Source organism: [Clostridium] citroniae WAL-17108, assembly GCF_000233455.1.
Taxonomy (GTDB): domain Bacteria; phylum Bacillota; class Clostridia; order Lachnospirales; family Lachnospiraceae; genus Enterocloster; species Enterocloster citroniae.
This window is the reverse complement of the sequence record NZ_JH376429.1, coordinates 109,961-126,441: the sequence shown is the minus strand read 5'-3', so window position 1 is coordinate 126,441 and position 16,481 is coordinate 109,961. Positions and strand designations below refer to the sequence as shown.

At 40.6% G+C, this 16,481-nt stretch carries 25 protein-coding genes; all 25 read left to right on the top strand.

What is annotated here, in order from left to right; all coding sequences use genetic code 11:
* Positions 1-59 precede the first annotated feature (59 nt).
* The 25 genes from HMPREF9469_RS25300 to HMPREF9469_RS25185 all read left to right on the top strand — a co-directional run bounded on the left by HMPREF9469_RS25300 (position 60) and on the right by HMPREF9469_RS25185 (position 16,472).
* The gene (locus HMPREF9469_RS25300) at positions 60-326 is read left to right on the top strand and encodes a hypothetical protein (RefSeq protein ID WP_006781043.1); all 267 of its coding nucleotides are present in this window, start codon (positions 60-62) and stop codon (positions 324-326) included.
* Positions 327-408: 82 nt separating this feature from the next.
* Positions 409-615 (top strand): hypothetical protein, encoded by a 207-nt coding sequence (locus tag HMPREF9469_RS25295; protein WP_007868844.1) that lies wholly within the window; start codon positions 409-411, stop codon positions 613-615.
* Positions 615-1,217, top strand: a complete 603-nt coding sequence (locus tag HMPREF9469_RS25290; protein ID WP_006781041.1) for a hypothetical protein — start codon at positions 615-617, stop codon at positions 1,215-1,217. The genes HMPREF9469_RS25295 and HMPREF9469_RS25290 overlap by 1 nt, the downstream gene beginning before the upstream one ends.
* Positions 1,218-1,231: 14 nt before the next feature.
* Positions 1,232-1,492: a DUF3310 domain-containing protein gene (locus HMPREF9469_RS25285; protein WP_007868842.1), complete on the top strand. Its 261-nt coding sequence runs from the start codon at positions 1,232-1,234 to the stop codon at positions 1,490-1,492.
* Positions 1,493-1,494: 2 nt separating this feature from the next.
* Positions 1,495-2,454 (top strand): DUF6353 family protein, encoded by a 960-nt coding sequence (locus HMPREF9469_RS25280; RefSeq protein WP_007868841.1) that lies wholly within the window; start codon positions 1,495-1,497, stop codon positions 2,452-2,454.
* 70 nt (positions 2,455-2,524) lie between these two features.
* Positions 2,525-3,094 carry a cell wall hydrolase gene (locus tag HMPREF9469_RS25275; RefSeq protein ID WP_007868840.1) on the top strand — a complete coding sequence of 190 codons (570 nt, stop codon included), beginning with the start codon at positions 2,525-2,527 and terminating at the stop codon, positions 3,092-3,094.
* Positions 3,095-3,213: 119 nt separating this feature from the next.
* Positions 3,214-3,378: a hypothetical protein gene (locus HMPREF9469_RS25270; RefSeq protein WP_007868827.1), complete on the top strand. Its 165-nt coding sequence runs from the start codon at positions 3,214-3,216 to the stop codon at positions 3,376-3,378.
* Positions 3,368-3,982 (top strand): peptidase associated/transthyretin-like domain-containing protein, encoded by a 615-nt coding sequence (locus HMPREF9469_RS25265; RefSeq protein ID WP_007868814.1) that lies wholly within the window; start codon positions 3,368-3,370, stop codon positions 3,980-3,982. The genes HMPREF9469_RS25270 and HMPREF9469_RS25265 overlap by 11 nt, the downstream gene beginning before the upstream one ends.
* Positions 3,982-4,530 (top strand): hypothetical protein, encoded by a 549-nt coding sequence (locus HMPREF9469_RS25260; protein ID WP_007868810.1) that lies wholly within the window; start codon positions 3,982-3,984, stop codon positions 4,528-4,530. The genes HMPREF9469_RS25265 and HMPREF9469_RS25260 overlap by 1 nt, the downstream gene beginning before the upstream one ends.
* 14 nt (positions 4,531-4,544) lie before the next feature.
* A complete protein-coding gene (locus HMPREF9469_RS25255; RefSeq protein ID WP_007868808.1) occupies positions 4,545-4,757 on the top strand; it encodes a hypothetical protein in 213 nt (70 codons plus the stop codon).
* Between the two features lie 243 nt (positions 4,758-5,000).
* Positions 5,001-9,101, top strand: a complete 4,101-nt coding sequence (locus tag HMPREF9469_RS25245) for a DUF5906 domain-containing protein (RefSeq protein WP_007868803.1) — start codon at positions 5,001-5,003, stop codon at positions 9,099-9,101.
* 19 nt (positions 9,102-9,120) lie between these two features.
* Positions 9,121-9,606: a hypothetical protein gene (locus tag HMPREF9469_RS25240; protein WP_007868801.1), complete on the top strand. Its 486-nt coding sequence runs from the start codon at positions 9,121-9,123 to the stop codon at positions 9,604-9,606.
* A 92-nt stretch (positions 9,607-9,698) separates the two neighbouring features.
* Positions 9,699-10,586: an N-6 DNA methylase gene (locus tag HMPREF9469_RS25235; protein WP_007868799.1), complete on the top strand. Its 888-nt coding sequence runs from the start codon at positions 9,699-9,701 to the stop codon at positions 10,584-10,586.
* A gap of 22 nt (positions 10,587-10,608) precedes the next feature.
* Positions 10,609-10,773, top strand: a complete 165-nt coding sequence (locus tag HMPREF9469_RS32525) for a hypothetical protein (protein ID WP_006781028.1) — start codon at positions 10,609-10,611, stop codon at positions 10,771-10,773.
* Entirely contained in the window at positions 10,763-12,001 is a 1,239-nt protein-coding gene (locus HMPREF9469_RS25230; RefSeq protein ID WP_007868797.1) for a DEAD/DEAH box helicase family protein, read from the top strand. The genes HMPREF9469_RS32525 and HMPREF9469_RS25230 overlap by 11 nt, the downstream gene beginning before the upstream one ends.
* A 13-nt stretch (positions 12,002-12,014) precedes the next feature.
* Positions 12,015-12,173: a hypothetical protein gene (locus HMPREF9469_RS32520; RefSeq protein ID WP_006781026.1), complete on the top strand. Its 159-nt coding sequence runs from the start codon at positions 12,015-12,017 to the stop codon at positions 12,171-12,173.
* Positions 12,170-12,697 carry a DUF5662 family protein gene (locus HMPREF9469_RS25225; RefSeq protein WP_007868794.1) on the top strand — a complete coding sequence of 176 codons (528 nt, stop codon included), beginning with the start codon at positions 12,170-12,172 and terminating at the stop codon, positions 12,695-12,697. Before HMPREF9469_RS32520 ends, HMPREF9469_RS25225 begins: the two co-directional genes overlap by 4 nt.
* Positions 12,681-12,881, top strand: coding sequence for a hypothetical protein (locus HMPREF9469_RS25220; RefSeq protein ID WP_007868793.1), 201 nt, complete (start codon positions 12,681-12,683; stop codon positions 12,879-12,881). The genes HMPREF9469_RS25225 and HMPREF9469_RS25220 overlap by 17 nt, the downstream gene beginning before the upstream one ends.
* Positions 12,878-13,069 (top strand): DUF6906 family protein, encoded by a 192-nt coding sequence (locus tag HMPREF9469_RS25215; protein WP_007868788.1) that lies wholly within the window; start codon positions 12,878-12,880, stop codon positions 13,067-13,069. Before HMPREF9469_RS25220 ends, HMPREF9469_RS25215 begins: the two co-directional genes overlap by 4 nt.
* Positions 13,056-13,610, top strand: coding sequence for a LemA family protein (locus HMPREF9469_RS25210; protein WP_007868786.1), 555 nt, complete (start codon positions 13,056-13,058; stop codon positions 13,608-13,610). The genes HMPREF9469_RS25215 and HMPREF9469_RS25210 overlap by 14 nt, the downstream gene beginning before the upstream one ends.
* Positions 13,611-13,615: 5 nt before the next feature.
* Positions 13,616-14,380 carry a hypothetical protein gene (locus HMPREF9469_RS25205; protein ID WP_007868782.1) on the top strand — a complete coding sequence of 255 codons (765 nt, stop codon included), beginning with the start codon at positions 13,616-13,618 and terminating at the stop codon, positions 14,378-14,380.
* A 103-nt stretch (positions 14,381-14,483) separates the two neighbouring features.
* A complete protein-coding gene (locus HMPREF9469_RS25200; protein ID WP_007868780.1) occupies positions 14,484-15,551 on the top strand; it encodes a hypothetical protein in 1,068 nt (355 codons plus the stop codon).
* Between the two features lie 109 nt (positions 15,552-15,660).
* Positions 15,661-15,858 (top strand): nucleoside triphosphate pyrophosphohydrolase family protein, encoded by a 198-nt coding sequence (locus HMPREF9469_RS33130; protein ID WP_242827942.1) that lies wholly within the window; start codon positions 15,661-15,663, stop codon positions 15,856-15,858.
* The gene (locus tag HMPREF9469_RS25190; RefSeq protein WP_007868777.1) at positions 15,858-16,130 is read left to right on the top strand and encodes a hypothetical protein; all 273 of its coding nucleotides are present in this window, start codon (positions 15,858-15,860) and stop codon (positions 16,128-16,130) included. The genes HMPREF9469_RS33130 and HMPREF9469_RS25190 overlap by 1 nt, the downstream gene beginning before the upstream one ends.
* A gap of 15 nt (positions 16,131-16,145) precedes the next feature.
* The gene (locus tag HMPREF9469_RS25185; RefSeq protein WP_007868775.1) at positions 16,146-16,472 is read left to right on the top strand and encodes a hypothetical protein; all 327 of its coding nucleotides are present in this window, start codon (positions 16,146-16,148) and stop codon (positions 16,470-16,472) included.
* The last annotated feature ends 9 nt before the right edge of the window (positions 16,473-16,481 follow it).

Sequence of the window (16,481 nt, the reverse complement as noted above, 5' to 3'; positions counted from 1 at the left end):
AACAGTGGCTTTAATGGAAGAAGAACCACACATTTTCAAAAATTGAAAGGAGAATAAACATGGAAACCAATGAAATCATGAACAACGAAGAGGTTATGGAAACAGCCACAGAGGAAATCGTTAAAGCGAGTTCTGGTAAGGGGTTTAAGGTTGCGGCCGGTATCGGTTTAGCCGTACTTGCAGGTGTTGTAATCTACAGGTATGTGGGTAAGCCGATGATTGCCAAAATCAAAGCTCAGAAGGAGCAGCAGATTATCGATGCTGAGTGGGATGAACCCGAAGAACCAATCATTGAGAATGAAAAAGAGGATTCCGAAGAAGCCTAAACGAAAAAATGTGTTTCAACACGAGGGAGAGTACCTGTAACAAGGTGCTTTCCCTTTCTTCTTTTATCCGGAGGTGAAATTTATGAACATGTATTCGTATGATGGCCCAGTTATGGAATTTGACAACTGTGTTGCAAATCGCTGGATTGCTTCCACACGGGCAGTTTCAGAAAAGAAAGCAAGGTCAAACCTTACTTATCAGTTTAAAAAGAAAAACAACCGACTTCCGGGTACAAAGATTATATTGCCTGGAAAGATCAGTTTGGTGAGCGGAAAGGAGACAACTTAATGGAGGAATATAAGCCGAATTCCCACAAATCAAAGGAGGAGCAGAAAAATCTTGTTCCCGAAAAACGTGTAGAGAAAGTGATTTCTGGGACGGTAAAATCAAAGAAAAAATCAGAAATGCAGAAGTTTGCAGACGTATTCATTTCTGAAGATGTCAATAACGTAAAATCTTATATTGTGATGGATGTTCTGGTGCCGGCAATAAAAAAGGCAATTTCCGATATAGTTACCAATGGTATTGATATGATCCTCTATGGAGAAACTGGGAAGTCAAAAAAGAACTCTACAGCGTCCAAGGTATCCTATCAGAAGTATTACGACAGCGGAAAGAAAGATTATACAGCACCGAAGAGCCGGACGAGCTACGAATATGATGAGCTTTTATTCGAAACTCGTGGAGATGCGGAATCGGTATTAGACGCCATGAACGAAATTATTGCACAGTATGAGGTAGTTAGTGTTGCAGATCTTTATGATTTGGCAAACGTGTCCAATGACAATTATGCTGCCAATAAATACGGATGGACTGATATTGCTGGATGCAGGGCGGTTCGAGTAAGGGATGGTTATATTTTAAAATTGCCTAAACCAATGCCGTTGTAAAGGAGGGATTCAAGATGTATGAGTCAGAAGACAGGATGGTATCTCATCCGGATCATTATATTTCCGAAACGGGTATGGAAGTTATTGATGTAATCGAAGCCTTTACTTCTGATTTAAAAGGAATTGAGGCTGCCGATACCGCAAACATCATCAAATATGCCTGCCGTTGGAAGAAGAAAAACGGAATCCAGGATTTGGAAAAAATCCTTTGGTACGCCCAGCATTTGATCGACCATTTAAAGAAAACAGAAAAAGTAGAAGAGGAGAATAAATAATCATGAAAAAAGCAGAGATTGTAAAGAGCATGAATGGTTTTCTTAGTAAAACCAGTTTCCAGTTAAAGAAGCATAGTCCGGAGATTCTCGTTGTGGCTGGAGTTATCGGTGTGGTTACAAGCGCGGTAATGGCTTGTAAAGCAACGACAAAAGTGGGTGAAATTCTGGACAAGACAAAAGAAGATGTCGAAACAATTCATAAATGTGAAGCAGACGAATCCGTGAAGGAGCGGTATTCCAGCGAGGATGCCCAAAAAGATTTGGCGATTGTTTATGTTCAGACCGGTATGAAATTTGCCAAACTGTATGGGCCTTCCGTCATACTCGGTGCATTGTCAATCACCAGTATTTTGGCATCTAATAACATTCTTCGTAAGAGAAATGTAGCTCTAAGTGCGGCTTATGCAGCTATTGATAAAGGATTTAAAGAGTATCGCAGCCGTGTGATCGAACGATTTGGCGAAGAGGTTGACCGTGAACTGAAATATAATCTCAAAGCCAAAAAGTTTGATGAAACGGTTATTGATGAAGAGACTGGAAAAGAGAAGAAAGTTAAGAAGAATGGTTTTGTGGTAAGTCCGGGGGATATCAGCGGTTATGCCAGATTCTTTGAAAAGTACACGCAGGATGAGGATGGAAATTCCATTCTTAATCCTCATTGGGAAAGCAACAATGAATATAATCTGATGTTCATCAAAGCCCAAGAGCGTTATGCAAACGACTTGTTGAAAGCAAAGAAGCGCGTATTTCTGAATGAAGTCTATGAGATGCTTGGACTTCCGAGAACAAAAGCCGGCCAGATTGTTGGTTGGGTTTATAATCCGGAAAATTCTAAAGGAGATAATTACATTGATTTCGGTCTGTATTCTGATAATCTGAGTTATTCGGATTATGTCAATGGATTCGACCAGGCAATCCTTTTGGATTTTAATGTGGATGGGAACATCTGGGATTTGATGTGAGAGATAAATTTATAACTATCCCTAGGAGTTATTACGATTCTTGGGGATAGTTTTTATTTGGGAGGAATTTATGCGCAAGTTAATCAAAGTAATAGCGGTTCCGATCTTGTGTGGTATCGTGATAGCATCTTCGTTCTTTGTATCTGAATTTCACTCAGAAGGGGAAGACGTTGTAGCAATACCTAGGGCCAGCGTTGTCGAAAAGACAGAACCGGTTATTACAGTTTTGCAAGAGGAATCCATTCCAATTGCCACTGAGGAAATGGAGGGATTAGAAGAAGTTATACCGAAAATGTCGAGAGAAGATGTAGAGTTAATCGCCCTAGTTACTATGGCAGAAGCCGAAGGTGAATGTGAAGAAGGAAAACGCCTTGTTATCGATACTATATTGAATCGGGTAGATTCCGAACATTTTCCCGATACGGTATATGAAGTGGTTTATCAACCGAATCAATTTTCATCTATGTGGAATGGTCGAGTGGACAGGTGCGAAGTCCGAGCGGATATTTGTGACCTTGTCTATGAGGAACTGGAGTCAAGGAGCAATTACGACGTTGTGTTCTTTACGGCAGGAGAATACAGTGCGTATGGCGTTCCGATGTTCCAAGTTGAAAATCATTATTTTTCAAGGTATGAGTGAAGAAAGGAGAATCATCATGCGTAATCTTTTAGCATTTGTGTCTTATACACTGGCGGCAATGTCCGGTATCTGCTTTGTTGGTGGAATCGCAATTCTATCAACGGGAAGGGAGCATTGATATGGACGGTCTGGAGAATGTGATATCGGTACTGGACTATGTTCTGGATACTAAGAGAAAAAGACATATTATGGGAGGCATTCTGTTGAGTGTCTCCTTTCTTTTTGGCGGTTTGGCAATAACCGTAATGACAATTAAAAACGAGGAGGAAGAGGATGAGCAGTAAAGGATTGACTTTCCTTGCTTTTATTGCTGGAGCGGGGATTGGTTCTGTATGTACATGGCAACTGCTGAAACGGAAATATGAGCTGATCGCTCAGGAAGAAATCGACTCCGTAAAAGCAGCTTATGCCGAAAGAGAAAGCGTAGAGAAAGCGGGAAAGAGTTTTGTGAAGGGTTTTCGTGATGGCCTTAAAGTAGCGGAAGATAGAACTCCGAAGGATGTAGACGACATGGATTTCAAAAAGTACGCGTCTATCATTCAGAAAGAGGGCTATACGGATTATTCCAAAACGGTTGAGGAAAAGAAAGGAGAGGCGTTTGTGGAAAAACCTTATGTCATCTCGCCAGAGGAATTTGGCGAATTTGAAGAGTATGAAAAAATCAGCCTCACTTACTATGCAGACGAAGTTCTGGCTGACGAGAATGATGAAGAGGTAGACGATGTGGAGGAAATTGTCGGTAAGGGCTCTCTGAATCATTTCGGGGAATATGAAGACGACTCTGTGTTTGTCCGAAATGACCGGTTAAAGTGCGATTATGAAATCCTGCTTGACCAGAGAAACTATTCCGATGTTGTAAAAACGATGCCACATCGAATGGAGGAGTAATGACAAAGAACGAGCTTAATGATGCATATTTTAACTGGATGTATCAGCTTGTATTTGATGGGAGATATTCAAAGAGATTATCGTATCAAAAGCTTTTAAGAGAGCTGCATCGAATCGAATTTACTTACAGTATTCCGATGGATGGAAATCGGGCGGAAGATGGAGTGGATTTAAGGTATCGGTTTGGTTATGAAAACGGATACAGCAGCTCTATGGTTTCCACCTATTTGGATAATCGGACTTGCAGTGTGCTGGAAATGATGATCGCGCTTGCGATTCGGTGTGAGGAACATATTATGGATGATCCAGACATTGGAAACCGAACTGGACAGTGGTTTTGGAATATGATTGTCAATCTTGGGCTGGGTTCTATGAATGATTCCAAGTTTGACAGAGATTATGTCGAGGACATTGTCCAGAAGTTTCTGGATCGGAAATATAGCCGTAATGGTGACGGAGGACTGTTTACCGTAAATCGCAGCCGATACGATTTGAGATCTGTTGAAATCTGGTATCAGATGTGCTGGTACTTGGACGAAAATACTTAGAAGGAGAGATTGCCATGGGTCACAGTGAAGTAATGAAGTGGTTTGAGAGTTATTTTCCCGATTTTTCAGGAGAGCGGATTGATATGTGGTTTCCAAATGGAAGGAACAGTATCCGTATCCGCCAGAAAAATGGCCAAGAATTTATATTCACTTATCACGGTCAGAAAGATTGGAAATTTGAAACGATTACTAGCTTTCTGAATGGAATGAAGGGAGAAAAAAAGTAAAATGTGCGAGGTTATGAATTATATTTTTGGAAGTCTTAGCAGCTCGGAAACAGCGATCCGGTCTATCCGGAAATCCATGAATAAACAGGCACGTTATAATCGGAAATTAAGTACGCTTGTTCTTATCGTAACGGTTAATCTGGTTCTCCTGGAACTGGATCGAGTAGAGCAGAAAAAGAGAATCGAGAAATTGGAATCAACAATAGAGGAAATGAAGTGCGATAAAGGAGAGTAAAAAATGAGATGATCGACTTTTTGATGATTTCTACACGTAGTACAAAGCGTGGTGTAATTGAAATCTATCCGAAGTTCATTATTAAGAAAAGCTCCGATCTGATGATTCGAGGTGGTGACTTCTACGCTATCTGGATTGAGGAACGAGGTTTATGGTCTACAGATGAACAGGACGCTTTACAACTTATCGACCGTGAACTGGATAGGTACGCAGAAGAAAGCCGCCAGCGCTTTGACTCTGAAATAAAAGTTCTTCACATGTGGGATGCAGAGTCTGGAATGATTGATTCCTGGCACAAATATTGTCAGAAACAAATGCGGGATTCTTTCCACATGCTGGATGACAAATTGATATTCTCCAACACAAAAACCGATAAAAAAGATTACGCCAGTAAAAAGCTGAAATATCCGCTTGAAGCTGGCGATTTGTCTGCTTATGACCAATTGATGTCTACTCTGTACTCTGAGGCTGAGCGACAGAAAATTGAATGGGCTATCGGTTCTGTGGTATGTGGAGAATCGAAAAAACTGCAAAAATTTATGGTTCTGTATGGAGCTGCCGGAACAGGTAAATCCACAGTTCTCAATATTATTCAGCAGCTCTTTGAAGGGTATTATTCGGTCTTTGACGCAAAAGCTCTGGGGTCGTCCAGTAATTCTTTTGCATTGGAGGCATTCAAGAGTAATCCGCTTGTTGCGATCCAGCATGATGGCGATTTGTCAAGAATTGAGGATAATACCAGGTTAAACAGCTTGGTGTCCCATGAGCTGATGACCGTAAATGAGAAGTTCAAATCGACTTACTCCAACCGATTCAAATGTTTTTTGTTCATGGGTACCAACAAGCCGGTAAAGATTACAGATGCAAAATCTGGTTTGATTCGACGACTGATTGACGTATCTCCTTCAGGAAATAAGCTGAGCCCGAAGGAATACAAAGCAATTATGAAACAGATTGAATTCGAACTGGGAGCGATTGCATATCACTGCCGGGAAATCTATCTAAACAATCCCGGTCTGTATGATGACTATATTCCCATTGCAATGCTGGGCGCATCCAATGATTTCTATAACTTCATCATTGATTCCTACCATGTATTCAAACGGGAAAACGGCACGACTTTGAAAGCTGCCTGGGAGATGTATAAGACCTATTGTGATGAAGCCAAAGTAGGCTATCCATTTTCTCAGAGAATTTTTAAGGAAGAACTGAAGAACTATTTCCATGACTACAAAGAGCGATTCAACATGGAGGACGGTTCGAGAGTACGAAGTTATTATATCGGATTCCGGACTGAAAAATTTGAAGAGGAAATGGTTGCTGAAAAGCCGGAAGAGAAGCCTTCATTATTGCAGTTTAATACTGCCAAATCCATTTTCGATCAGGTATGTTCCGATTGTCCATCGCAGTATGCAACAGACAAAGAAACACCTTCCATGAAATGGAACAAGGTAAAAACGAAGCTATCGGATTTGGATACTTCTAAAATCCACTATGTTAAAGTCCCGGAAAACCACATCGTAATTGATTTCGATATTCCAAATAAGGAAGGGAACAAATCCTTCGAACGGAATGTAGAAGAAGCAAGCAAGTGGCCGGCGACTTATGCAGAGCTAAGCAAAAGCGGAAAGGGGGTTCATCTTCATTATATTTATACGGGAGATGTGAAAAAACTGAGTCGTATTTATGACGACCACATCGAAGTGAAAGTGTTCACGGGTAAAAGCTCATTACGAAGAAAACTTACAAAGTGTAATGATTTGCCCATCGCAACGATTAGCTCTGGTTTACCGACGAAAGGAGAAGATAAAATGGTAAATTTTGAAGCGATTAAAAGCGAGAAAGGGCTTAGAACACTAATCAAGAGAAATCTGAATAAAGAAATCCATCCGGGTACTAAGCCCAGTATCGACTTTATCTACAAAATACTGGAGGACGCATATTCCAGCGATTTGAGTTATGACGTGACGGACATGCGGAATGCGGTTTTAGCATTTGCTGCGAATAGTACGCATCAGGCCGAATACTGTATCAAGCTGGTTAATAAGATGCAGTTTAAATCAGCAGACCCTTCCACAGCGGGGAGAAACGAAGAAGCAAAGTTGGTATTTTACGATATTGAGGTATTTCCAAATCTGTTCCTTGTAAACTGGAAAATCGAGGGCGAAGGAAAGCCTGTGGTGCGTATGATTAACCCGACTCCAACGGAGATTGAGGAATTGATGCGATTCCGGTTGGTCGGGTTTAACTGTCGGCGATATGATAATCATATTCTGTATGCAAGACTCATGGGTTATACAAACGAGCAGCTTTATAACCTCTCACAAAAAATTATCAGTGGAAGTCCGAATTGTTTCTTTGGAGAAGCCTACAATGTTTCCTATACGGATGTGTATGACTTTGCATCTGCCGGAAATAAAAAGAGCTTGAAGAAGCTGGAAATTGAGATGGGAATCCATCATCAGGAGCTTGGGCTTCCTTGGGATCAACCGGTTCCAGAAGAAATGTGGACGAAAGTTGCCGAGTATTGTGATAACGATGTAATTGCAACCGAAGCGGCATTCCATTATCTGAAAGCTGATTGGACAGCTCGACAGATTCTGGCGGATTTGGCTGGAATGACAGTGAATGATACGACCAATACGCTTACCCAGAAGATTATATTTGGAAACGAGCGGAAACCACAGGATCAGTTCAATTACCGAAATCTGGCAGAGCCAGTGCATCACCTTGATGAAGAAACCTATTCCTTCTTGGCCGAAGCGTGTCCCGAAATGATGGCGCAAACGCATGGCGATGAAGGAAGTCTCTTACCATATTTTCCTGGATACAAGTATGAGAATGGAAAATCGACATATCGAGGAGAAGAAGTTGGAGAAGGCGGTTATGTCTATGCAGAACCTGGTATGTACGGAAATGTGGCATTGCTGGATATTTCCTCTATGCATCCTCATAGTGCAATTGCAGAAGTTCTGTTCGGTGTGAAATTTACGAGAGCCTTCCGTGACATTGTGGAAGGACGAGTCAGCATCAAACACGAAGCTTGGGACGAAGTCAATCATATGCTGGATGGGAAGTTGACACCATATATCCAGAAGGTCATTGACGGAGAGATGACAGCGAAGGATTTGGCAAATGCTTTGAAGACGGCAATCAACTCGGTATATGGTCTGACTTCTGCTAACTTCGAGAATCCGTTCCGTGATCCGAGAAACAAAGATAATATTGTAGCCAAACGAGGAGCTCTGTTCATGATTAACCTTAAACACGAGGTACAGGAACGGGGCTTTACTGTTGCTCACATTAAGACGGACTCTATCAAGATTCCTGATGCGACACCGGAGATTATCCAGTTTGTTATGGATTACGGAAAGCGATATGGTTACACCTTTGAGCATGAGGCTACATACGACCGGATGTGCCTTGTAAATGACGCCGTCTATATCGCCAAGTATAAAGACGGAAAATGGACAGCCACAGGAACTCAGTTCCAGATTCCGTATGTCTTCAAGAAACTTTTCAGCGGCGAAGAAATTGCCTTTGAAGATGTGTGTGAAACCAAGTCGGTAAGCAGCGCTTTATATTTGGATATGAATGAGAAACTTCCGCGGCTTACAACCGAGGAAGAAAGGGAATTAAATGCCATCGACAAGGCTTGGAATAGTCAGGCTGGAGGGAAATCTCTTGAAGATGTCGCATCTAAATACGGATATACATACGAAGAAATAGGAGCAAGATACAGCGAGCTTTGTAAAAAAGACGAGGCGACTCACAATTATATTTTCATTGGACGAGTTGGTCAGTTCTGTCCGATTAAATCGGGGGCTGGTGGCGGATTGCTCATGAGAGAAAAGGACGGACGATATTATGCTGCCACTGGGTCAAAGGGCTATCGGTGGTTAGAGTCTGAGATGGTAAAGGAACTCTCTAAAGAGGATTCCGTTGATCGTTCTTATTATGACAAGCTTGTAGACGATGCAGTGGAAACCATATCCAAATATGGTGACTTTGAATGGTTCATATCCGATGATCCTTATATTCCCAAACCTAAGCTTGAGGATTTTATGAACATTCCAGAAGACGCTGATGAGGAAATACCATTTAATTAAAGAAAAGGAGAAGTATATCATGGCTTACAAAAATGTACCCAATATCATTATTGAAAACGCAAGAATTATTTTTCGAAACTTCCGAGGCGAAGAGTCTAAATACAATCGGGCTGGAAATCGGAATTTCTGTGTCATCATCGAAGATCCGGAGCAGGCGGAGAAACTCTCCAATGATGGATGGAATGTAAGAGCGCTGGCTCCGAGAGACGAGGACGAAGAGCCGAAACATTATATCCAGGTGGCAGTCAGCTTTGAGAATATCCCGCCTAAGGTGTATATGATTACCAGAAAGACAAAAACACCGTTGGATGATGAATCCATTTCCACTTTGGACTATGCGGAGATTCGGAAGGTTGATTTGACGATTCGGCCGTATTCTTGGGACGTGAACGGTAAGAGCGGTATTAAGGCTTATCTGAAAACGATGTATGTCACCATCGAAGAGGATGAGTTTGCTGAGAAGTATGCGGAGGAAGAAGGGCCGGAAGAGGTCCCATTCCACTGATGAGCGACAAATAGGGTGCCTGATATTGCCAGCAAGGTAAATGTCCTAAGGCTAGAGGAAACAGCCCTATATTTCTGCGAAAGGAGAAAGTTATGGCATTTTGGAATCGGAAAAAGAAGCGAACCACAGCGAAACCGAAGATCAATGCTTCTATTTCCAAGGTCGAAAAACCAAAGAAAATATCAGAGAAGCACGACTTTGTAGTTCATAAAGAGGAACATCAAGTAAGCTTATCACCGAAGCCGAAAATGAAAAATCTTCCCACTTTCAAACCCGACAGATATGAGAAAGAATTTATGAACATCTTTCGTCAACTTGTTTCAGAAAAAAACAGACCGTGGGATATTTGGAAAGACTTTATTGTTATGTCGGCTTGTTCTATATCAAATTCTGTGGACAAATCTCAATATGATAAGCGAGAGAAACGATACTTGGATATCATTCGCCATTACAGTAAGTCAAAACAGGAACTTTTTCCACAGTTGTTTGCAAATCTGGTCATGTCTTTAGAAATGAATCCGGAGCAGGATTTTTTAGGAAAGATGTACATGAGCTTAAATCTTGGCTACGATGAGTTGAAACAAATATTTACTCCTTATGACATGTGTCGGCTTATGGCAAAAATCACCATTACGGATGTAACTGAGAAAGTAAGGAAAGATGGCTATATTACCATCAACGATCCATGTTGCGGAGCGGGAGCCAACTTGATTGCTGCTATTCACGAAGCACGAAAGCAATTAGAAAAAGAAAATTATAATTATCAAAACCATTTATTAGTTTCCGGACAAGACATTGAAGAAGTTCCAGCTTTGATGTGCTATATTCAACTTTCTCTTCTAGGAATTGCTGGATATTTTAAAGTTGGAAATTCTTTGACCAAACCAATGACTATGGCTGATGATTTGAAGAATTACTGGTTTACACCTATATATTTTTCAGATGTGTGGACTATGAGAAGATTATTTCACAGTATATGAAAGTTTATGAGGAGGGATAAGCGTGAATGAACGATTGAAAGCATTAGAAAAAGAGCTGGATAGTCTGTTAAATATGGCCCCCATAGAAGATGACTGCACGAAGAATGAAAACGAGATGTATTCGGATATGGCGAACCTGAAAAACAGCATAACAGCGGTTCTTGAGGAGCAACGGAATGGCCGTTGAATTGTATGACTATCAAATAGTAGCAGTAAAAAAAATGAGAAATGGTTGTATTCTGTGTGGCGGCGTTGGAAGCGGAAAATCAAGAACAGCATTAGCTTATTACTATCTCCAGAATGGCGGAAATCCGGATTGCTTGATGGGGGTTGAGGATTATGTTGCGATGGACGATCCCCCAAAGGACTTATACATCATCACAACAGCCAGAAAGCGGGACACGATGGAATGGGAGGGTGATCTTTCGCCTTTCCTTCTTTCGGTTCACGAGGATGTCAATCTATATTCAAATCAGATTGTCGTGGATTCCTGGAATAATATCAAGAAGTACGAGGATGTAAAGGATGCTTTCTTTATATTTGACGAGCAGAGAGTGATAGGCTCCGGAGCTTGGGTGAAGGCGTTTTTGAAAATCACCAAATCAAATCAGTGGATTCTATTGTCTGCAACTCCGGGAGATACCTGGCAGGATTATATTCCGGCATTCATCGCAAATGGGTTTTACAAAAACCGGACAGAATTCATCCGAGAACATGTGGTTTATAGTCGATTCAGTAAATACCCAAAGATTGACCGATATTTGAATACTGGGAGATTGATTCGACTCAGAAATCGTATTTTGGTGAATATGGATTTCAAGCGTCAGACGGTTTCTCATCACGAAGATATATTTGTTCGATACAGCATAGAGCGATACAAAGATGTTGGACGAACACGATGGGACCCGTATAAGAATGAGCCGATTGCGAATGCCGCCGGTCTTTGCTATGTATGGCGGAAAATTGTGAATACGGACGAGTCACGACAGATCGCCTTGATGGAAATTGTAGAGAAGCATCCCAGAGCCATTATATTTTACAACTTTGATTATGAGCTGGAGCTTTTGAACGGGTTGTTTCGAATTTATGAAGACGATGGAGTCTTTGAAATTGCAGAGTGGAATGGTCACAAACACCAGCCAATCCCAGAGTCGAAAAACTGGGTGTATCTTGTTCAGTACAATGCTGGAGCGGAAGGATGGAACTGCATCAAGACAGATACCATTATATTCTACTCACAGAACTATTCTTACAAAATCATGCAGCAATCTGCGGGGCGAATAGACAGGTTGAATACGCCATTCAAAGATTTGTATTACTATCACTTGAAATCTCGTAGTGGGATTGATTTGGCAATTAGTAAGGCACTGAAAGATAAGAGAGATTTTAATGAATCGAGGTTTGTGAAGTGGTGAAAGGAGATCAACCATGAACGAAGAGTATTTGGAAGTGGATTTTAAAAAGTATTGTAAAACCTGTAAACACAAGGAATTGGGAGAAAAATTCGACCCATGTAATGAATGCTTGGATTATGGATACAATCTCAATTCCCAGAAACCTATGAAGTGGGAGGAAAAGAAAAAATGAGCTATCAATATGACCGATATTTGGCGCAACATAAATCCAACGTTGAAGCCGGATTTCGTTGGTTGCAGAAAAATCTTCCTGAAATTACAGAGGGCAGTGGTGCGGAACACAATATCGTATTTGCACATGACCAATCCAAAACGGAGCCCGATGAGTATGGCCCCTATGATATTTATTTTTATGGAGGCAATCGCTCTTATGGAGTAGTTGAGGATTTCAGAAAAGCTTGGCTGTTACATATTCATCGAAACCCTCATCATTGGCAGTATTGGGTGCTTATCAATGACGATCCCGAAGAAGGAGAAATCATTTTGGAAATGCCTTACTGTTATATTCTGGAGATGATTTGTGATTGGTGGTCCTTTAGCTGGTTTAAAGGGAACCTGCTGGAGATCTTCTCTTGGTATGAGGAGCGGAAAAGCTATATAAAACTGCATCCGAATACGAGAAGATTGGTGGAGGATATCTTAGGACGTATCAAAAATAAGCTTGGGGAGGTGATAGTGAATGAAATCAACAGATAGTGTTATTGTGAGTTGGGATTTTTCTCATGGGAAAGACGCTGGCGTTCTGATTGTTGGAAGGCAGCAAAAAGGAAGGGTAGAAATTATCAATGCCTATCAAGGGGAAGAAGCCAAAGAAATTTATCAAAAGCTGGTATTCCCCAAATCTAAGAAAATCAATTACAGCGAGGAGAAAACCACATGAAGCAACCGAAAAAATTGACCAGAGAGCAAAAAGAATGCTTATCTGCTCATTATTTAAACTGTAAAGATTGGATGTTGGTTGAGGAGACAGAGTTCTATTATCGCATTATCAATAAGAATACGGGTGTGATAAAGAGTGTAGATAAATTCAGAAGAGTAAGAAGGAGAAAAAATCATGAGAACAATTAAAAACAACTGGAAAGTAGCTTTAATTGTAGCAGTCGGTATTATTGCTATTATTTTGTTAGGTGTGTTTTGTATACAGAGTTCCCAGAACAGAGCATTTACCTTGGAAGAGCAAGTTAATACTGCTGATTCTGACATCAAAGTTCAGGAAAAACGACGTGTAGATTTGGTTTACAACCTTGCTAATTGTGTTAAGCAGTACGATAAGCATGAAGCGGAAACATTGACGGCGATTGTTGAAAATAGAGGCTCTACCGGTGATATCGAAAACGTTACTACAGCTATCACGGCGGTGTCAGAAGCGTATCCAGAATTAAAATCTAATGAAAATTATAAAGAGTTAATGAATGAACTTTCAATTACAGAAAATTTAATTGCAGAATATCGGAGTAACTACAATAAGCAGGTAAAAGAATACAACCGATATATACGCAAATTCCCGACAAGATTTTTTCTCAATATTCTCGGATATGAGGTTCGGGGATATACCTATCTTGACTATAGTGCTCCTGCCGATGCTCCGCAGAATCTGTTTGGAGAGTAAAAGCTATGAGAGGACGCAAGCGTAGAAGTTTTGATTTCGGGAATTTCGAGATTACGAAACGGGAAATACTGGTAAGTGTATCGATTGTCGCTATTATGCTTCTGATTGGAGTCCTTATTGCTGGAAAAATTTCGGATTATCAATTGGATAAAAATGAAAAATACAACAAGGCGATAAAAATAGAATCGCAGGAACTGTTTGAGTACGGAATGAGGACTAATGCCGGGAACGCTTTTGTATATGGCGATTTGAAAGCGGTCGATACAGTTACATATCCTGAAATTGGTGGAGAATACATTTATATTGAAAAAGTGAAAGAACGATATACAATGCATACTCGCCAGGTTGCACATACAACAACTACGAATGGAAAAACCCATACTTACTATACAACGGAAACCTATTGGACATGGGATTATGCTGGTAGTGAGGAACAGATATGTGATGAAATATCATTTTTAAATCACGTTTTTTCAGTTAGTAAAATCGACCTGCCGGGAAAGGAGTATATAGACACTGTTAAAGAATCCAGCCACATTCGTTATAAGTATTATGGAGTTGGTTTAAACTTTACCGGAACCATATTTACAGAACTGGCTGATAAAACAATAGCCGATAACTCACCATTTTATGAAAATATGAAGATTGATGAAACCGTAGAATACTTAGAAACCGATTTTGCAATGTGGATATTCTGGATTATTTGGATGGTCTTAATTGGAGTCTGTGTCTACAGTTTCTATTATATCGACAACAAATGGCTTGAGTAATTGGAGAATTTGGGAGAGGGTCGAGCAATAATGAGGGCGACCACAAGGCGGATATAGTAGTTGCATAAGGGATGAGTCCGCTATAAGAAAGGAGAAAAAACGTATGAATCTTAAATCAGTGAAAATTATTGCAGTAGATTTCGATGGAACTTTATGTGAGAACAACTGGCCAGGGATCGGAGCGCCGAACGAAGAACTGATAGAGTATCTTCGTAATCGGAAAAAGGATGGAGATAAGTTGATTCTGTGGACCTGCCGCGTGGAAGACATGCTTCAAAAAGCTGTTGAGTGGTGTAAGGAGAGAAATCTGGTGTTTGATGCGGTCAATGAGAATCTTCCGGAAATCATCGAGAACTTTGGTTCTGATACCAGAAAGATTTTTGCAAATGAGTATATAGATGACCGGAATATTCCTTTGTCATCCTGCCGGGAAAAATCCAATACGCAGACATGGGCTGAAAAAGAGGTAGAGATTGCTTGTGAGAACGAAAGAAAAGCCTCCGGAACAAAAGAAAGGGAGTGGGATTATGGTTGCGTCTGCTACGAAAGTGCTCTGAAAGCCTATCACAGTCTGTCCGAGGACGGCCATAGCGGTTTCAGTATCGGTATGACTAAATATATTCTGAATCGCCTAATTGACGGAAAGCCACTTACATCGATCGAGGATACAGAGGATGTTTGGAGTGATATTACGGACCTTTCGGGATATCGCGGTGAAATTGTAAACTATCAGTGTAAGCGAATGAGTTCTCTTTTCAAATATGTATATTCTGATGGAACCGTAAAGTATCACGATGTAGATAGATACTGTGGAATCAATATGAACAATCCACATGATTCCTATCATAGTAGCTTGATCAATCGGGTAATGGAAGAGAAGTTCCCTATTACCATGCCATATTTTCCGGCAAGTAAACCATTTAAGGTCTATTGCGAAGATTTTTTAGTTGATCCGGAAAATGGAGATTACGACACAGTTGGAATTTTCTATACAATTACACCAGAAGACTGTACAGTGGAGCTTAATCGCTTCTTTAAAGAAGAAAATGACGAATTTGTTGAAATAACCAAGGCTGAGTATGATATGAGGAAGCATTGCCATGGCTGTTTCGGAGCCGCTAATAATGATTGTCTGCGTTGCGAGGAGGAGCTTCAGTATGAATCGGAATAGGTTTATCCAGGGATAAAAAGGTGACATTCAATTTTCTGAAAAAGAAAGACGGCGTATTATTCACAGAAGCCTTCAAAAACATTCCTGGAAAACAAAATGTACGGTGGCAATGGAGGAATTTGCAGAGCTTCAGCAGCAGATCAGCAAACAGGTTCGAGGTTATGGCGATAGAATTGGACTCTTGGAAGAGATGGCAGATGCTTATATTTGTCCGAACTTCCTGGAGTCCATTTTTGATATTAAGCCAGAGGATTTACAGAAAGCCATTGATGTGAAGCTGGAACGGGAAAGGAGAAATTGTCAGTAATGGGATTATCAAAACTTTCAGAAGAATGCAAGAATTGCCCGTTTGTCAGTCGGTGTAAAAATAAGCGAATGGAAGCACTGGCGTATATGACTGAAACACAAGTTTTAGCAAACGCGGCAGGTCCAAGTTTCGAAAACTTAGCAGCGCCTTTATTACGAGAAACTATGACAATTATGGTAAACGGTACGCCAACCAAGGTTTATAAAGACGAAATAGAAAAACAGATTTATTCCCAGTTATATTCAGGGTTAGGCTTGAAATTAGGAAGTTAAAAAAGGAGAAAGTTTATGAATGAAAAACATTTGAGTCCTCTACCACAGTATCATATCGACAGAGATAAACTGTGTGAGATTGTAAAAGAAACCGTTGGCTACGATAGACTTATGGACGCATTCTGTCATGGAACTGTCGTTTGTGATGAATTTGCTTGGTTTTCTAACTCCAACGAGTATTACATCATCCATTTGGAAAGTGGCATGATGGTAAATTGGTATAAACATCTCGGAAGGACAAACACTTGCTCACAGAAAGACAGAACTATTGATGATTATTACGAGTTCTTCAGATTATTTAAAGAAGAATTGGACTATTTTGAGAGGAAAAATTGCGAATGAAGAGAGGAG

Bases quoted from the DNA above. Each gene is read 5' to 3' on its own strand.
- HMPREF9469_RS25300 (WP_006781043.1), top strand. From the start codon at position 60: ATGGAAACCAATGAAATCATGAACAACGAAGAGGTTATGGAAACAGCC.
- HMPREF9469_RS25295 (WP_007868844.1), top strand. From the start codon at position 409: ATGAACATGTATTCGTATGATGGCCCAGTTATGGAATTTGACAACTGT.
- HMPREF9469_RS25290 (WP_006781041.1), top strand. From the start codon at position 615: ATGGAGGAATATAAGCCGAATTCCCACAAATCAAAGGAGGAGCAGAAA.
- HMPREF9469_RS25285 (WP_007868842.1), top strand. From the start codon at position 1,232: ATGTATGAGTCAGAAGACAGGATGGTATCTCATCCGGATCATTATATT.
- HMPREF9469_RS25280 (WP_007868841.1), top strand. From the start codon at position 1,495: ATGAAAAAAGCAGAGATTGTAAAGAGCATGAATGGTTTTCTTAGTAAA.
- HMPREF9469_RS25275 (WP_007868840.1), top strand. From the start codon at position 2,525: ATGCGCAAGTTAATCAAAGTAATAGCGGTTCCGATCTTGTGTGGTATC.
- HMPREF9469_RS25270 (WP_007868827.1), top strand. From the start codon at position 3,214: ATGGACGGTCTGGAGAATGTGATATCGGTACTGGACTATGTTCTGGAT.
- HMPREF9469_RS25265 (WP_007868814.1), top strand. From the start codon at position 3,368: ATGAGCAGTAAAGGATTGACTTTCCTTGCTTTTATTGCTGGAGCGGGG.
- HMPREF9469_RS25260 (WP_007868810.1), top strand. From the start codon at position 3,982: ATGACAAAGAACGAGCTTAATGATGCATATTTTAACTGGATGTATCAG.
- HMPREF9469_RS25255 (WP_007868808.1), top strand. From the start codon at position 4,545: ATGGGTCACAGTGAAGTAATGAAGTGGTTTGAGAGTTATTTTCCCGAT.
- HMPREF9469_RS25245 (WP_007868803.1), top strand. From the start codon at position 5,001: ATGATCGACTTTTTGATGATTTCTACACGTAGTACAAAGCGTGGTGTA.
- HMPREF9469_RS25240 (WP_007868801.1), top strand. From the start codon at position 9,121: ATGGCTTACAAAAATGTACCCAATATCATTATTGAAAACGCAAGAATT.
- HMPREF9469_RS25235 (WP_007868799.1), top strand. From the start codon at position 9,699: ATGGCATTTTGGAATCGGAAAAAGAAGCGAACCACAGCGAAACCGAAG.
- HMPREF9469_RS25230 (WP_007868797.1), top strand. From the start codon at position 10,763: ATGGCCGTTGAATTGTATGACTATCAAATAGTAGCAGTAAAAAAAATG.
- HMPREF9469_RS32520 (WP_006781026.1), top strand. From the start codon at position 12,015: ATGAACGAAGAGTATTTGGAAGTGGATTTTAAAAAGTATTGTAAAACC.
- HMPREF9469_RS25225 (WP_007868794.1), top strand. From the start codon at position 12,170: ATGAGCTATCAATATGACCGATATTTGGCGCAACATAAATCCAACGTT.
- HMPREF9469_RS25220 (WP_007868793.1), top strand. From the start codon at position 12,681: ATGAAATCAACAGATAGTGTTATTGTGAGTTGGGATTTTTCTCATGGG.
- HMPREF9469_RS25215 (WP_007868788.1), top strand. From the start codon at position 12,878: ATGAAGCAACCGAAAAAATTGACCAGAGAGCAAAAAGAATGCTTATCT.
- HMPREF9469_RS25210 (WP_007868786.1), top strand. From the start codon at position 13,056: ATGAGAACAATTAAAAACAACTGGAAAGTAGCTTTAATTGTAGCAGTC.
- HMPREF9469_RS25205 (WP_007868782.1), top strand. From the start codon at position 13,616: ATGAGAGGACGCAAGCGTAGAAGTTTTGATTTCGGGAATTTCGAGATT.
- HMPREF9469_RS25200 (WP_007868780.1), top strand. From the start codon at position 14,484: ATGAATCTTAAATCAGTGAAAATTATTGCAGTAGATTTCGATGGAACT.
- HMPREF9469_RS33130 (WP_242827942.1), top strand. From the start codon at position 15,661: ATGGAGGAATTTGCAGAGCTTCAGCAGCAGATCAGCAAACAGGTTCGA.
- HMPREF9469_RS25190 (WP_007868777.1), top strand. From the start codon at position 15,858: ATGGGATTATCAAAACTTTCAGAAGAATGCAAGAATTGCCCGTTTGTC.
- HMPREF9469_RS25185 (WP_007868775.1), top strand. From the start codon at position 16,146: ATGAATGAAAAACATTTGAGTCCTCTACCACAGTATCATATCGACAGA.